We start from the raw sequence: 16014 nt of genomic DNA, 5'->3' as shown, positions 1-16014 counted from the left end.
GACGGCACTTGCAGATTTTTTTAGCGAATCATTTGCGTTTTGCAGGAAGTATTCAACAAAATGGTAAACCCTTCATATTACATATTATAAAAGGAGGAAATGTCATGACAAAAGAAAACGTAAAAGAAACAGTGGGTAAAGAAACAAAAGGTGGAAGCAAAGAGTTATTAGTCGGCACGTTAGTAGGTAGCGTAGTGGGTGTAACAACAGCTTTACTAGTAGCGCCAAAGTCAGGAAAAGAGCTGCGTGCTTCTATTCAAGACGGAGCGAATCAAGCACTTGCTAAAACAGGTCAAGTGAAAGAAACGGTATATGCAAAAGGCCAAGATCTCAAACAGCGCACGGCTCGCCTTTCACAAAAAGTCTCCGAACAGTCTTCGCAAGTTGTCAACAAAGTGAAATCTCTGCGCACTGTTAAAGAACAGCCGCTTGCAGAAACGGCTGCAGCAGAAGAGCTTGAAACGACAGAAATCGTTCAAGATCCTGTTCTTGAAGCTGAAGCGGTGCAAGAAGAATTAAATACAATTACGCAAGAAGTAAGTGACTTAGAACAATCTGTCGATGAAACAAGACGTTAATAACAAGCTGTAGAGATATCTCTACAGCTTTTATGTATATTCGCTACCCTTCCTTCCATCCTTCAAAAAAATAGCCCCCGTACGGACAAGGCTCTGATTCCGGCAGTTCTTCATAACGCTGTCCGCTGTAATACTTCGCCAGCACAATCTTAGGCTTAAAAGCCGCTACCACTTCACTGTCTTCTTTCTCCGCTCCGCTTTCTCTCATCAAACAAAAAATATCCATTCCGGCAAACTCTCCGTACCCTTGATAGCACGACTCATAATAAACTTTACCAGGTGTCACCAAATAACACTCCCGCTGCCACGACGGCTGCTTACTGTAGACACTCGCAATACTTATTCCACTCACTGCACACTTCCAGCTGCAAATTCCAACCATACAACGCCTCCAACGACTTGATAGTCTATTCATCTACAACTTTTGATGAAATCAAACATTCTTTAAAATGTACAGAATTCTCTTTTCCACTTAAAAAACTGCATTTCCAGATATCCATCCGCCGTAATTTCACCACCAATGGTTTGCCTACGTGAATTTGCTTATCACCAAGAAACTGCACTTCACACCCCAAACAAACTCCCTATTCTCTCTTCAGCCTAAAAACCACACTACCTGATACCCTGCCCCCTTGATTTCTCCCAAAAAGGTCCACCTATGCGGAAGTTGGCAGCCCGCAAGGGAGGACAACTTCCGCATAGGTCTAGCACTTTATACTTGGCTGCACTTTAGCCAAGTATAAAGTGCTACATCGATAAAAATATAAAAAAGGTCTGATAAATCGACCATTTCTGGTGATTATCAGACCTCAAGTTTTTCTGCATTTGAGCGGCTTATTTGCTGTTCAAGCGATTTAGCCAACAGTACGATTTCATGATCTACATATTTTGTTTTGATTTCTTCGATTTCCATTAATGTTTTAGAAAAGCTTTCTGCGTTATTTCCCTGTCTGTGCTGCACATCTTTAAAGAAATCAAGCAGTGCCTCGTTAGACTGCGTTGGACGGCTAAAATCAATCGTGTACATTTTGTACCCCAGTGTTAAATTTGTTGTAGTTGTCATAATTATTTCCCCCATTCTTCCTATAGTGATATATCTTCTACTCTTTACCCTTTAATTCCTTCTTTTTAACCTAAATTAATTATTTTTTTCAAAAAAACTTCCCATTATAAGAAAAAACACCCTTATAACAAGGATGTTAGAGTATTCTTCCCTTCGGTACAATTCCAGATGCAAAGTCATCTTTGAACTTAAAGCTAGCAGAATTGTTTTCCGTTAGAAAATGTATTTCCCATTTAAAGACCGGATATTCGGGCTTGTACATTTCGACTTTTTGATCGGGATTTTCTTCTAATCTTGCAATTACTCGTTTGAATCCTTCATATGCAATCCACCAATCGCTTCCGGTTTCATCGGTAATAAAACAAATAGAACCGTCAATTAAATGAAGGTTTTGCTTAATATCATCAGCATTTGTAAAATACGCATTTCCAAACGTTTGAAGACAGTGATTGCAATAACCTGCTTTGCCTCCGTCTTTATAAATCCAGTGCGCAATTGGCTCACTGCAGTCTTTACACGTATTCGTCACTTCTTGAAGAAATGTTTTTCCGCTCCACTGTTCCTTTTCATCTTCGAAAACGGTCCATACTAAATAACTTTCCGTTTGTTCTGAAATAAAAAGGCGAAACGGCTCGTCTCGATGCCAAAAGTGAATATTTTGTTCGTCTGATTCTTCAAAGTCAATGACAAAATTATCTCGTTCTAATATATGTCGAATAACATTGGTTAAAAAGGTAACATCCATACAAGGACCTCCCGTACTAAGCATAGCTTCTAGTAATATAGCGTTTATGAGTTAAAACATATCACGCGCGCTGAAATAACGTCAATGATTACCTCTTGCTTTCTCCGAAAACTGGAAAAGAAATGGTCAAACGCGTTATAATGGTAGTCATGTTGAAACGGAAAGGAGATTTTATGAAGTTTACCGTTCAATCAACTGCACTTTTTCTTCTCTTTTTTATTTGTTTAAGCGGCTGTTCTGATAACGCCGAGCAGTCAAAAAAGCCGGCCGGCTATTTAGTTCAAGGGCGCATTTTAGAAGTGAAACAGGATGAAATTCTTATTGCAAACGTCATTCCGCGAGATACTGCGCTTGACTATACAACAAAAGAAATACTTGGTTCTAGCGATGTACAGCCTATTTATGTAAAAGTTTCAGATGATCAGACATACAAAAAAGGACAGCTCGTTAAAGCATGGCTCAAAAAAGACAAAAGCGTTCAGTATTCCGTTCCGGCAAAAGGCGAAGCTGTTGAAGTCAACATTTTAAAACAGCCGTAGAAAAGCTCCTGTTACGGGAGCTTTCTTCGTGTCAGCTGACGTCCGGTCCGATTCATTTTATGCTGTTCAAAATCCCACTTTTCTAAAAAACGCTTTGCGGATATATAACCAGATTCATATAAAAATTCGATTTCTTCTTCCTTTAAGGCAAAATCCGTTGCCGTAATCACACCGGTTGGAATTTGCACCGTTCGTTCTTTTGTCTCCGCGTTCAAATACCGCAAATCGTGAGCTTGCAGCATCGTCGTAAACATACTTTTAAATAAATGGACCGGGGTCGGAATAATAGCGGCTGTATCAATTTCTTCTTTTACAAATCGAAAACCAAATGTCGGGAAACGCGGATGCTCCGTATCAAACAGCCAAATCGGAAAATTGCTTAAAAGCGCTCCATCGACAATGTATGACCTCTTGAACCCTTTGGACTTCCAGATGACGGGACGAAAGAAAAAAGGAATGGACGCACTCATCATCACGGCTTGTGAAATCTTCATATCGCTTCGCTGCATTCCGTAGCGAGGCAAGTCGTCAGGCAGCACAAGCATCTGTCCGTTCGAAATGTCTGAGGCAATAATTTTCAGCTTATCTGCCGGCAAATCCGCAAACGTTTCGATTCCTTTTTCACGCAGCAGACCATGCACCCATTTTTCCAAATAATCATTTTTATAGAAACCTAAATGAACCATTAGTTCAATCAAGTTTCCAATCAAAGGAATTCGGTTAATGATCGTTTTCCCGCGAAACTTAGCATAGTCCATGTTTTGAAGCTCCCTGCGAATTTCACTGCTTTTATAGCCACTCGCTAAAAGTGCCGCAATTAACGCTCCGGCTGACGTACCTGCTAAACGCTGCCATTCTACATTGCTTTCTTCCATCGCTTCAATCGCACCCGTGAATGCAATTCCTCGAACGCCTCCCCCTTCAAATACAGCATCTGCTTTCACATTTCCCCCTCCAATACCACTCTCTACTTTTTATATACCCTTTTTTTATATTCAGGGTTTCATTACTCCATACCTTTTATTTTCCCAACAAAGAAAAGACTGTTTCTTTAATCGAAACAGTCTTTTCTTTACAGTCGCTTTATTACCATTCGGTAGTAATTCATTGTCAGCCAGTAGAAAAAGAAATAAATAATCCCGTATACTGCATCCGCTATTAAAACAGGGACTATCAGACTTTCACCGGTTAGGTTCGTAATGACCTTTAGCGCAAATAGACTGTGCAAGATGCCAATCACTAAAGGCAAACCAAACGTAAACAGCTGCTGCTTTCGAACGGCGCTCATCATTTGAGATACTGAAAACCCAAGCTTACGCAGAACTTCAAATCTTTTGCGCTCTTGTTCCGCTTCGGAGATTTGCTTAAAATAAATAATACTGCCCGTTGCCATCAAAAAGACGAGCCCCAAAAACCCTCCAATAAAAATAAACAATCCTTTACTCATTAAGCCTGCCTGAAACACATCATAGTATGAAGTACGTCTTTCGCCAGCTTCTTTTGCGATTTGATGATAGTTCTTAGCAAGTTCATTTTGTTTGTTTCCATCACCTGTATTAAATACGTAGACCGCTTGCTTTTGTCCAGCTTTTAAAAGCTTGTTAAATGTATCGTGGTTGACTACAAACTGATAGCCGGCACTGTCAGAATCAAGAATGAGCAAAGGCTCGGATTTAACGACTTTTAAAGCAAGCTCTTCTGATTTGTTCAGCTGCACAGCTGCGGTTTTACCTGTACTAGGCTTAAACACTTTTCCTTTTGCCATTGAATCAAAAATAACGGTTTCGTTTGCACTTAGCGCAGGAACCGAAACGCCATTTTTCCGCACTTCTTCTTCATCTAAAAAGCTGATTTGTTCCCTATCTTTATAGTAGCCCGATGTAATAAATCGAAAATCCGATAAATCAGCGGAGTGCTTCACGATATGATAGACATACCGATTTGATTGGATATCTAGCTCATCCAGTACATCCATAAATTCTTGCGCTGCTTTTTTGCTGTGCAGCGTATAGTCATAAGGCTGCATGCTTCTGGCGTCGGCTTTTGTGTTATAGTACGAGGAATACGTCACACCAACTGCTACAAGTGTAGTAGCCGACAAGATCGTAATTAGGGTTAACACTCGTGCGTTTGCTTTAATTCGATACATCATAGTAGAAACGCTTAGCATATTTGCAAACGAATAATATCGGCTTGCATGCTCTCGGTAAAGTCCCATCAGCCACTCAATTGTGGCTTTAAAAAGTAAAAATGTACCGAAAATGACCGAGAACAGTACAACGGCTACAATTAGAAAAAACTTAGGCGTCACAATGTTTCCCGATGAAAGGTAGTACCCATAGCCAACGAGTAAGATACCCAGTCCTCCCACTACAATTGAGCGTTTCGAATTCATTTTATTTATGCGCTCACTTTTGCTTTCTGCTTGAAACAGATCTAATAGCGTATAGCGGTACATAATAAAATAGCCTTGAAACGATATAAAAATGGTAACAATCAAAAACACTACGGCTGTTTTTAAAACCGCTTGAAGAGAAAATGTGAGCGTAATAGAAAGCGACAGTCCCATAAGCTTTAGTAAAAACAGCACAAACAGCCTTGAAAACACGGTACCTAGTAAAATACCGACCACCAAAGAAAAAATCCCCAGCAGCATATTCTCATAGAAAATCATTTTCCCAATCGTACGCTTTTCAATACCAACTAAATGATACAGCCCGAGCTCTCTCTTACGCTGTCTGATAAAAAATGAGTTTGTGTACCAAATAAAGACAACAATAAAGGTAAGGAGAACGTAGTTTGAAGCATTAAAAATGCCCTGCAGCCTCAGCTCTTCTCCAATCACCTTTGAAATCGATTGGTCGTACTGAAGCGTAGCAAACACATAGTACACAATAATACTAAAAATCATTGAAAAGAAATAAAGGCTGTACCGGCTAATATTTTTGCGCATATTCTTTTTAACAAGATCAAATACGGTCATAGCCTTCACCGCCTAATGCGCCTTGAATGTTCATAATTCGTTTGAAAAATGCTTGTCTCGTTTGTTCGCCTTTAAACAGCTCCGTGTAAATTTGTCCGTCTTTAATAAACAGCACGCGGCTGCAGTAGCTTGAAGCCAGCGGATCGTGCGTCACCATAATAATCGTGGCACGGTCTTCTTGATTTAATTGCGACAGCTTTTCAAGCAGGCTTGAAGCAGCTTTTGAATCAAGAGCTCCGGTAGGCTCATCGGCGAAAATAACAGCTGGATTCGTAATCATTGCTCTCGCTGCTGCAACGCGCTGTTTTTGTCCGCCAGAAATCTCATACGGATACTTATCCGCTAGCTCATAGATGCCTAGTCGCGCTGCGGTGTCTTTCAGCTTCGCTTCCATCTCTTTCTTAGACATTTTTGTAACCGTAAGCGGCAGAAGAATATTTTCTTTTACCGTTAACGTATCCAATAAATTATAATCTTGAAAAATAAACCCTAAATGATTGCGTCTGAAAGCAGACAGCTTCTTATCTTTCATGAGCGCCACGTTTTCTCCTTGAATCCATATCTCGCCATCTGTGGGACGGTCAATCGTTGAAAGAATGTTCATCAGCGTCGTTTTTCCCGCTCCGGATGGTCCCATAATACCGACAAACTCTCCTTCTTCGACTGTAAAATCAATTCCTTTTAGCGCTTCGTATACATTTCCTCTTGATCCAAACGTTTTGGTTACATTTTTCCCTTCAAGAACAATGCTCACTTTTCCTCCTCCTTTCGTTCTTTTGTAGGCCACACGCTTTTCACCCGCTGCGGCAGCTCATTTTTTGTTATAATGTCATATTTCCGAACTTCATTGCCTCGAACGAAAAGGTCAATAACCGTTCCTTCTTTTAACTGTTTAATCGTTGTAAACGTTTGAAACGTTGTTTGTCCTTTTTCGTTTATCACTGAAATTGTATATTGAACTCGTCCATACTCATCCACTTTTTTTGCTTCTTTTGGGATAATCCCGTATTGATGCTCCGTTGCGGCTTTTTGATAAATCTTTACTCCTCCTATACCTGCTCCTACAACCAAAAGCAGAGCTAAGAGGCTAATCCACTTTCGCTTCATGTACGTTCCCTCCTTGTGTATAACTCTATCTTACTTTGAAACAAGGAAAGATTCGTTTGAAGCAGATGACAATCTCATCGTGCAATCTTACATTTTTGAAAGGTTATCAAAAGAATTCGGTTTGTAGAAGGTCAGAATCACCGTGGTTCCTTCGTGTAAAAGTGAATTCACTTCTATTCGATGGCCAAGAGCATCTGTAATTTTTTTTAAAAAATACAGCCCTAGCCCCGTAGCTCCCTTCGTTTTTCTTCCAGCATTTCCTGTGAATCCTTTTTCAAAAATCCGGGGAAGATCTTGAGTTGGAATCCCTTTCCCTTGGTCAGCGATAAATAACTTTACGTACTTTGGCGTTTCTTCACTAAAAAAAGAAAGCTTTCCTTCCAGAGGGCTATATTTAATGGCGTTAGACAGCACTTGCCTCACAACAAACTGCATCCACTTTGGATCAGTGTGCACCAGTATGTCTAGATTTTTTTCATCAATATGCAGTTTCTTTTCAATACACCATTTTGAGAAGTACGCAACGTTTGGAAAAACAAGTTCACTTAGCGACACTGCCTGCACCTGATAATCTTTTTCTAAGTACTGCAGGCGTGCAGAATATAAATTCTGATCTACTAATCCGTCAATTTTCATCCACTCATCTTCAATATCCTTTAGCCAAGGCCATTTATAAAGCTCTGTACGATGAGCATTAATAAGCAGCTTCATTGCAGTAAGGGGCGTCTTGATCTCATGAACCCAAGTCGTTACATATTCCTGTTGCTCTCGCTGCTGTACGTGAAGAGCATGAGTTTGTCTGCGATACACACGATCTATATGCTGCAGCAAACTCAGCATGTCTTCATCTGCTTTTGTTCGAACATATGGCTGCATTTCTTGTAAATCGTACGCATCATTCCGCAGCATTAAGCTTAATTTTTTTAAGAATCTTCTTTCTTTTACTCCTCTCCATAAAAGAAACAGAATCAGCAGACACAGCGTTAAAAGATTCAAATACCAAAACGAAGTGGACGACACCTTAATATCATACTCAAGCAGCAGCAGAGCATCGATTACACTCAGCCATAGAAGAACAAATAAAATCCAGCTTAGTCTTTCTCTTAAAAAACTTTTCCACATCTTAATTCACCAAATATCCTTGGCCTTTTTTGGTCACAATTTTATCATTCAGCCCGATTTCTTCCAGCTTGGTGCGAATGCGTGTGATGTTGACAGAAAGCGTATTGTCACTTACAAATTTCTCATCTTCCCATAATCTTCGCATAAGCTCTTCTCGCGATACAATCTTGCCTCGTTCTTCCAAAAGAAGCCGTAAAATAAAAAATTCATTTTTCGTTAAATGAATTTCTTGATCGTTGTAATGCAAACTTCCTTTTTTTAAGTCTAGCACCGCGCCGTTCCACTCGATAACGTCTGAAATCGTGTCTCCATATGAATACGTTCTGCGCAGAAGCGCCTGCACTTTAGCAACAAGAACATCTAAGTTAAACGGCTTTTGAATATAGTCATCTGCCCCAACATTCATTGCCATAACAATATCCATTGGATGTTCACGAGAGGAAAGAAAGACGATAGGAGTTTTTGAAACTGTACGTATTTGCTGACACCAGTAAAACCCGTCATATACAGGCAAATTCACGTCTAAAATAACAAGCTCTGGGCTTTCTGCAATAAATACTTCCATTACCTTTTGAAAGTCTTCTACTCCAGCCACTTCAAATGACCACTGTTCAAATTTCTCTTTTACTAATTCATATATTTTATCATCGTCTTCTACAATTAAAATTTTCATACATTCACCTCTGTATTGTCCTATATATTATGTATAACCCACTGTTGAATACTCTCTTAAAAGCTCACCTAATTCATTAGCATGACAGCAATTTTCTTAAAAATAAACCATTTATTTCTTTAAAACGAAGAATGAACGAGTATTATCGTAGTGTAAACTTGTATATGTTACAAGTTTCTCTGTTCAAATACTACAAAATAATGACAATATCGTTAATAAGTAATCTTTAAACTCCATTAAATGCTCATTTTTTGTTACTATAGTATATAAGATGAAAACTTAAACTAATTTGACATGTGGATATGTAAAAAGGAGCTAGTTATCAATGAGTGTACCCAACAAATTACGCGACAACGCAATGGTGATGTTAAAAGAGACAAGCCGAACATTTTTTATTCCAATTAGCCACTTGCCGGCAGAATTGCAGGATGCAGTAGGATCTGCTTACTTATGTATGAGGGCAATTGATGAAATTGAAGATCACCCTGAGCTAGAAGCCGGTGTAAAAAGCCGCTTGCTTTACGCCATTAGTGACCTGTTAAAAAAGTCTTTTAACGAAGACGAGTACATGGCATTAGTAGGCCCTTATCAAGCTGATTTACCTGACGTAACGCTTCAGCTCGGCAACTGGATTGCGCTTTGTCCGACTGGAGTTGCAGATCAAGTATTAGATGCAACTTCTATTATGGCCAAAGGAATGGCCGATTGGGTAGAAAAAGACTGGCATATTCAAAATGAAGCGGATTTAGATGACTATACGTTCTACGTAGCTGGTCTAGTAGGTGTGATGCTTAATGACATTTGGAAATGGTATGACGGCACGGAAACAGACAAAGACTTAGCTATTGCGTTTGGACGCGGCTTGCAGTCTGTTAATATCCTGCGTAATACCTCGGAAGATTCAGAGCGCGGAGTCAGCTTCTTTCCTAACAATTGGAGCAGAGAAGATATGTTTGCCTACGCTCGCCGCAATCTTTCACTAGGAAAGAAATATTTAGAAGATGTTAAATCGCTTCCGATCCTTCATTTCTGTAAAATTCCGTTAGCGCTTGCTGATGGAACATTAAACGCCTTGATGAAAGGAAAAGAAAAAATGACGCGTGACGATGTAAATAAAACGGTAAATGAAGTTGTGGATATGTAAAAACGAAAGCACGGAGCCCCTGGACTCCGTGCTTTTTATATCTCTACCTGCAGACTTTCATATAAAGCGACTATTTCTCCTTGTATAATAGGGTAGTGTTTCAGGGTCGGAACACTTGAAAGCTTTGGCGCTCGTTTTTGCTCAGCTGCTGCAGCTAGCTGAGCAAATGTTTCCTGAAGCTCTCGTTTCTCCGTTTCTGACAGCTCATACCCTTCAAACGACGCAAGAAGCATATAACCTAACTGCTGTGTAGCGACAACGGCAGGCCACAATCCTTCCAGTTTGACGGCCGTTTTAGAATATTCTCCAATCACATTATCGTACAGCGCCCGAAGATTAACGAGTTCGCCTTGAAGCTTATTTCTTTCTCGTTTAATTCTTTCTTCATCTTGTTCGGTGCTTAGCATTTCTAAAAACTGTCCTTCTTTTCGTATCACATCTCCGAGCAAATACGGCAAACGAAGTGAAGAAGCTCGTTTGAAAATTAATACCGTGCCGACCACTCCAATAACAGAACCAATGACAATATCAATCACTCGAGCAGACGTAAAATAGCTAATCGCTTTATCCGGATGACCGCTTTCAGCAATTAAAAGAGCATTGGGTGTGATAAAGAGCGTGCCGAGCGCGTAGTTTTTAACAATTACAATTTCAATCGTCGACTGAAGCACAAAGACAATGAGCGCAATGACGATTCCCGTTGGTTCAAGCATCAGAATCCCGGTTCCAATTAAAATACCTAAAATGGTTCCGACAGAGCGCTGAATACCTCGCTGAACCGTTGCACGAACGGTTGCTCCAAGCATCACTCCCGCGCACGTAAGCGGAATCCAGTAAGACCTCGGAATATTTGTCGTGTAGGCAACGGCTGCGGCGATGATCATAATAATTCCGTAGCGCAAAGCATTTTTAAGTACATACGAACGTTTGTGAAAAGCAGCTTTTAACCGTGTTTTTACGCTGCCTTGTGAAAATTGAATATACTCCGTTTCTTTTAATTCTTTCATTTGAAGAACGTCATTTACATCCAATAGCAATGTGCGCAGCTCTTCTTTGATGGACAGCTTTTCAATTTCTTCACGCACGTCTCGAATTTTTTTATGTTTTTTTAACGTGGCCATTTCAGATGCGAACGTTTCAATCACCGCTTGTGCTTTTTTAGAAACAGCTGGATTAAAATCGTTCGCAGCGGCCATCACAAAGATAAACAGCCCTTCGGCTTTTTGATTTAATAAAAACAGACGATGCGCAAATGATGATTTTTTTCGATTAATTTTCGCTTGTTTCATCGCTGTTTCCGCTGCTCGAAGCTCGACAACCGTTTTATGCTGCTCGGCGTGAAACGATTCCGTACCAAGAGACCCGACAAATGAAGCTAGCTGCCTGTACGCTTTCGCCACAGCGGCAGTTTCAGGTCCGCGCGGGTTAATAAGCCAGCCGCTCATGCTAATACACCAAGATAGTGTCCCTCCTAAAAAAACAAGTCCTGCGTGCAAAAAAACAGCCTGCAAATTCGGCGCTGGAATGCTCGTGCTCACCGCAAATGAAAGGACAAAAAACATGGCAGAAGGTCCTGGAATTTTTAACGCTCCGAAAACATAAACCGATACAGCTCCAATCACACCAAATAAAATAGTTTTCATCCAAGCTACGTCAGCAAATAATGAGCCGAGTGTAAAGCAGAGCGTAACGCCAAGCAAAGCTAAAAATAACTTAACGGCACGCTGCGCATAAGGCTCATCTTTTGTATATAAATATGTAAAGCCTCCAATGCTTGCAATGAGTCCGTACTGCAAATGATCAAACAAAATTCCTATTAAAATCGGCAAACTTGAAGACAAGCCTGAGCTGATCCCTCTTACCCACGGAGAAGAAGCGTGGTTAAAGCGAAAAGCAGCTTTGATTCCCGGCGCTTTTGGAGAAGCCTCAATTTTATGATGAATTTCCGTATGATTATATGTTGGTGACTTTTTGTCATCACTCACCTTGACCTCCTCCTTTCTCTCCATATATCTTTCCTGTTCTTAAAACGAGATAAACCTAAAAAACCGCTGTTCCTATCCGTATTGTGTTTAGGAACAGCGGTTTTTATCCTTATGAGCAGCGTACAGTGAAAACAAAAAGCAGATGAAACGAATGTCTCATCTGCTTTTTACTAACAGCTCTACTGCTTCTTTTACTAAGTTTTCCGTGTTCTCGCCTTTTTCAATGCTTTCTCTTACGCATTGTTCAAGATTGGTGCTGACAATAACACCCATCGTGCGATCAATTGCGCTTCTGGCTGCTGAGAGCTGTGTCACAATGTCACGGCAGTCTTTTCCTTGTTCCATCATATTTAAGACACCTTTTAACTGACCTTCAATACGTTTCAAACGATTTTTAACTTGCTTATCATATTCCATCATACTACTACCTCCGCTCATGCATGATTGCGTTTCTTGCTTTTAAGCTGTACGCAAGAAGTAAATGTATACACAACTTTATACCTATTAGGGTATGATGTCAAGTAAAGGAAGTATACTCTTTTTTGCACTGCTGAGATTTCTTTTCGTTACCTACCTCTTCACACTCCATTTAACCTGACTGGTAAGCAGGTTCACAATAAAAAGTATAATTCCCGGAATATTACGCAGCCTTTTTACTCCTTACAGATAAGACAAAAAGATCATTTTTACATAAATGTTAATACTTGTTTACACCGTATTTATTGTCCTGTAATCTAAACTTAGCAATCTGAGAGTATAGTTAAGCTGTAAAAACGACTTACACTGGAGGTTTGAGATGGCTACATACGGGAAAAAATTAATGGCAAGTCTATTCATTATCATGGCATGTATTTTAGGATTTATGGGACATGCGGCTTTTTTAGCTCCTGAAAAAACGGAAGCTGAAGTAAACTATGATGCGACGCTTTATTTTCCGTTAGACCGATATCCTGAAACGGGTGATCATATTCGTGACGCAATTGCCGCTGGGCACTCTTCCGTTTGCACGATTGATCGCGACGGTGCTGAAGCGAACCGAGAAGAATCCCTGAAAGGATATCCGACAAAAACAGGTTATGACCGTGATGAATGGCCAATGGCTATGTGCGAAGAAGGCGGAGCAGGAGCTGACATTCGCTATATTTCACCTTCTGATAACCGCGGAGCCGGCTCATGGGTTGGAAATCAGTTAGAACAGTATCCAGATGGTACACGCGTACAATTTATCGTGCAATAATAGCAGAACAAGCTTTATTTTGAAGAGGTGAAATCATGAAAACAAAATGGAAAGAACAAGAGCTAACCATGTCTTATCATCAGTTTACGCTATTTCAAAAAGGACAGCCAAAGCCCCATCACGACTGGAGTGATGAAGATATTCAAAAAGGATATGTCGCAGACGACAAAGCTATTTCATTTGAAGCCGTATCGAACACAAAAGCCATTATTGAAGTGTGGGTAAACGAAACTCCAGACGCATCACGGGCTGAAAAGACCACTCGCCTTCCTTTTCACGTCGAAAGCGATGGGATTGAAATCAAAAGTGTCCTATCTGAAACCTTAAGCTATGATATTCCAAACGGGTATTATTACGTCACATGCCTGACCATTCCTCTTCAAGAAAAAACAAACTCAGGCCTTTATTTAGTGAAGTATTTGCTGCATTTTGAAGGTCAGTAATAAAAAGAAGGCAGCCTACTGGCTGCCTTCTTTTTATTGACCTTGATAGTCATAGGTTTCTTTATTTGATATAAACGGGCTGATTTCACCAAGTGAGAACAAGTGCAGCTCATGCATCGCTCTTGTACATGCTGTATAAAATAAATTACGCTCGTATTCATCTTGGTAACATTCACTCGATGCATTGTAAATGATGACGGCATCGAATTCAATTCCTTTTGCTAAGTAAGCTGGCAGAACAAGCATGCCTTTTTCAAATGAACTTGTTTCTTTTGTCAGCAGCCTTGCAGACATCGCTTCAGGCAGTGCTTGGAATGCCTGAAGACTTTCCTCAGCTGTTTTGGCAATAACAGCAATTGTTTTATAGTTTTGCTGCTTCAATTCATTAATTTTGTGTATAATTGCCTCATGCAACTCTTTGACGTCGCCTGTAGCCGCCACGGTCGGTTTCGCTCCATCTCGATTAAACGGCTCGATTAAATGACCGTTTGCCACCATATCCCTTGAAAACTCCACAATTTGACGTGTTGATCGGTAGCTTCTCGTAAGAGTCAGCGTTTCTGCTTCTTTCTCTTCGTACAGTTCGCTTGAAAGAATGGTCGGTGCGTTCAAGGCGTGCGCATAGATCGCTTGATTCAAGTCTCCAAGCAGCGTCATTCTGGCATGCGGAAACAGCTCTTTTAAAAACGCCAGCTGAAAAGGTGAATAGTCCTGTGCTTCATCAATAAACAAATAGCGAATGACAGGATTGGCTTTGCGCCCTTCAATTTGATCTTTTATATATAAGTAAGGCGTTACGTCTTCATAAGACAGCTTCATGTTCATGACTCTGTGCACCGTGTTTTTAGCAGTGTCTTCCCATCCCTCTACGTGGGAAAAAAGGTGATTTCTTTCAAACAGCTGCATATAGATACGGCGAATGTCGATAAATTTAAGCTGCTTGATGGCTTGCTTAATAAATTTCATTTTTTTAGCTACAACCGCTTTGGCTAAATATGCTTGTTCCCGGTCGAAATCATCAAATGAGCTTTCCGTATAGCCTTCCTTTTTCTGCAGGTGCTGATAGGCCTCCACATAATCTTCTTTTTCCAAAAGCTGAATTTCTTCTTGAACCCAATCTTTTTTGCGCTCAAGTTTTTCAAGCTGATTAATGAGTTTAAGCGCCCATTCCGCTACGAGCTGCATCCTGTTAGGTATGGAAATTTCCGTATCAAGCGAATAGAAATAAGACAGCAAACGCCGAGCAGATAACACGATTTCGCCGCGAAACTTAATGTTTTTAAAAATGATGTCTTTAGTAGACAGTTCTTCAATATAGGCATCTGCCTGCTTTTTAAATTCACGGCTTGCTTTGTAGCGAATTTCCTGCATTTTTTGCTTTTTTGCCGCAGCATCTTTTTCCGTTAGCAAATATTCGATTTGAACGAACAAGTCCTCCACTTCAAACTCGTTTCCTAACCGGCCATCGGCATATTGCTGAAACGTTGTTTGTTTCATATTGTCTTCTCCAAGCTCCGGAAGAACGGTTGAGACGTAGCTGTTAAAAAGCGGATTTGGTGAAAACAGCATCATGTTTTCTGCAGTCAGCTGCTTTCGGTGATGATAGAGAAGATAAGCCACGCGCTGAAGAGCTGCAGAGGTTTTACCGCTCCCTGCTACCCCTTGAACGATCAGCACTTTATTTTTTTCATTTCGAATAATTTGGTTTTGTTCTTTTTGAATGGTCGCTACAATACTTTTCATTTGACTGCTTGCATTGTGTCCGAGCACTTCTTGAAGCAGCTCGTCTCGAATGGTAATCCCTGTATCAAACATGCTTTTAATTACGCTATTTTCGATAATAAACTGACGCTTTAGCTTCATCTCGCCTTTAATCGCTTCACCTGGCGTTTCATACTGTGCTTTTCCAGGCGAATAATCATAATAAAGACTCGAAATAGGCGCACGCCAATCATAAATTAAAAACTCTTCATCTTTTTGATCCATTAAAGAGCCCACGCCCACATAAATAGCTTCCGCTTCTTTTTCACCATTTTCTATAAAATCAAAACGCCCAAAATAAGGGGATTGCGTTAGTTTTTTTAATGTTTTTAATTGATCATACGCTTGTCTATGGGTAATTTCACGTTCAGCTAAAAGTTCTGCCTGCTGCTTAATGCTCGTAAATGTCTCAATCACGTCATCTGGCTCATCCATATTAACCGTAACATCGTCCCAAAACGTGCTTCGCAAATCGACAATTTCACCTTTTACGTTTCCTACGCTTTTGCCTATCTTTTCAGCTTTTTGGCTGATTTCTTCTACTACCCAATCAACTCGCTGCTGTTCTTCTGTTAAATTTTTATCTTTCACTTATCCACACCCCTTACACACGTTACCCGATAACAAAACTTGT

Annotated in this window: 17 protein-coding genes; 5 read left to right on the top strand and 12 right to left on the bottom strand. The window is 40.3% G+C overall.

Annotated features, from left to right (window positions below; genetic code table 11):
• Positions 1-104 precede the first annotated feature (104 nt).
• Positions 105-578: a YtxH domain-containing protein gene (locus MMB69_RS05250; protein WP_171776728.1), complete on the top strand. Its 474-nt coding sequence runs from the start codon at positions 105-107 to the stop codon at positions 576-578.
• 43 nt (positions 579-621) lie between these two features.
• On the opposite strand, the gene MMB69_RS05245 is transcribed toward MMB69_RS05250, so the two are convergent.
• The 3 genes from MMB69_RS05245 to MMB69_RS05235 all read right to left on the bottom strand — a co-directional run bounded on the left by MMB69_RS05245 (position 622) and on the right by MMB69_RS05235 (position 2386).
• Positions 622-960 carry a hypothetical protein gene (locus MMB69_RS05245; protein WP_221812522.1) on the bottom strand — a complete coding sequence of 113 codons (339 nt, stop codon included), beginning with the start codon at positions 958-960 and terminating at the stop codon, positions 622-624.
• 420 nt (positions 961-1380) lie between these two features.
• On the bottom strand, positions 1381-1641 hold the full coding sequence (locus MMB69_RS05240) for a hypothetical protein (RefSeq protein WP_016765166.1): 261 nt from the start codon (positions 1639-1641) through the stop codon (positions 1381-1383).
• A 136-nt stretch (positions 1642-1777) separates the two neighbouring features.
• Positions 1778-2386, bottom strand: a complete 609-nt coding sequence (locus MMB69_RS05235; protein WP_221783703.1) for a hypothetical protein — start codon at positions 2384-2386, stop codon at positions 1778-1780.
• Positions 2387-2559: 173 nt separating this feature from the next.
• On the opposite strand from MMB69_RS05235, the gene MMB69_RS05230 reads away from it, so the two are divergent.
• Positions 2560-2925 carry a DUF3221 domain-containing protein gene (locus MMB69_RS05230; RefSeq protein WP_016765167.1) on the top strand — a complete coding sequence of 122 codons (366 nt, stop codon included), beginning with the start codon at positions 2560-2562 and terminating at the stop codon, positions 2923-2925.
• A gap of 11 nt (positions 2926-2936) precedes the next feature.
• Here the strand turns inward: MMB69_RS05230 and MMB69_RS05225 are convergent, their stop codons facing one another.
• The 6 genes from MMB69_RS05225 to MMB69_RS05200 form a co-directional block, all read right to left on the bottom strand.
• The gene (locus MMB69_RS05225; protein ID WP_221783701.1) at positions 2937-3869 is read right to left on the bottom strand and encodes a patatin-like phospholipase family protein; all 933 of its coding nucleotides are present in this window, start codon (positions 3867-3869) and stop codon (positions 2937-2939) included.
• 128 nt (positions 3870-3997) lie between these two features.
• Positions 3998-5908, bottom strand: coding sequence for an ABC transporter permease (locus MMB69_RS05220; protein WP_277447286.1), 1911 nt, complete (start codon positions 5906-5908; stop codon positions 3998-4000).
• The gene (locus MMB69_RS05215; RefSeq protein ID WP_221783697.1) at positions 5895-6662 is read right to left on the bottom strand and encodes an ABC transporter ATP-binding protein; all 768 of its coding nucleotides are present in this window, start codon (positions 6660-6662) and stop codon (positions 5895-5897) included. Before MMB69_RS05215 ends, MMB69_RS05220 begins: the two co-directional genes overlap by 14 nt.
• On the bottom strand, positions 6659-7015 hold the full coding sequence (locus MMB69_RS05210) for a DUF1093 domain-containing protein (RefSeq protein ID WP_221783695.1): 357 nt from the start codon (positions 7013-7015) through the stop codon (positions 6659-6661). Before MMB69_RS05210 ends, MMB69_RS05215 begins: the two co-directional genes overlap by 4 nt.
• An 87-nt stretch (positions 7016-7102) precedes the next feature.
• The gene (locus MMB69_RS05205) at positions 7103-8137 is read right to left on the bottom strand and encodes a sensor histidine kinase (protein ID WP_277447285.1); all 1035 of its coding nucleotides are present in this window, start codon (positions 8135-8137) and stop codon (positions 7103-7105) included.
• Position 8138: 1 nt separating this feature from the next.
• Positions 8139-8810: a response regulator transcription factor gene (locus MMB69_RS05200; RefSeq protein WP_221783692.1), complete on the bottom strand. Its 672-nt coding sequence runs from the start codon at positions 8808-8810 to the stop codon at positions 8139-8141.
• A 325-nt stretch (positions 8811-9135) separates the two neighbouring features.
• Here MMB69_RS05200 and MMB69_RS05195 point away from each other — a divergent pair, with 325 nt between their 5' ends.
• Positions 9136-9954: a squalene/phytoene synthase family protein gene (locus MMB69_RS05195; RefSeq protein ID WP_221783690.1), complete on the top strand. Its 819-nt coding sequence runs from the start codon at positions 9136-9138 to the stop codon at positions 9952-9954.
• 35 nt (positions 9955-9989) lie between these two features.
• On the opposite strand, the gene MMB69_RS05190 is transcribed toward MMB69_RS05195, so the two are convergent.
• Positions 9990-11939 carry an FUSC family protein gene (locus tag MMB69_RS05190; protein WP_221783688.1) on the bottom strand — a complete coding sequence of 650 codons (1950 nt, stop codon included), beginning with the start codon at positions 11937-11939 and terminating at the stop codon, positions 9990-9992.
• Between the two features lie 156 nt (positions 11940-12095).
• Positions 12096-12356, bottom strand: coding sequence for a metal-sensitive transcriptional regulator (locus tag MMB69_RS05185; protein ID WP_013058561.1), 261 nt, complete (start codon positions 12354-12356; stop codon positions 12096-12098).
• A 445-nt stretch (positions 12357-12801) separates the two neighbouring features.
• Between MMB69_RS05185 and MMB69_RS05180 the strand changes: the two genes are divergently transcribed.
• Both MMB69_RS05180 and comJ read left to right on the top strand, forming a co-directional pair.
• On the top strand, positions 12802-13176 hold the full coding sequence (locus MMB69_RS05180) for a NucA/NucB deoxyribonuclease domain-containing protein (RefSeq protein ID WP_223269005.1): 375 nt from the start codon (positions 12802-12804) through the stop codon (positions 13174-13176).
• Between the two features lie 35 nt (positions 13177-13211).
• Positions 13212-13619, top strand: a complete 408-nt coding sequence (gene comJ / locus MMB69_RS05175; RefSeq protein ID WP_221783686.1) for a competence protein ComJ — start codon at positions 13212-13214, stop codon at positions 13617-13619.
• Between the two features lie 33 nt (positions 13620-13652).
• On the opposite strand, the gene helD is transcribed toward comJ, so the two are convergent.
• On the bottom strand, positions 13653-15971 hold the full coding sequence (gene helD / locus MMB69_RS05170; RefSeq protein WP_221783684.1) for an RNA polymerase recycling motor HelD: 2319 nt from the start codon (positions 15969-15971) through the stop codon (positions 13653-13655).
• Positions 15972-16014: the final 43 nt, after the last annotated feature.

It is taken from the genome of Priestia sp. P5 (genome assembly GCF_029522155.1).
Taxonomy (GTDB): Bacteria; Bacillota; Bacilli; order Bacillales; family Bacillaceae_H; genus Priestia; species Priestia megaterium_E.
The sequence above is the reverse complement of the archived record's forward strand: the minus strand, read 5'-3'. Positions and strand labels throughout refer to the sequence as shown.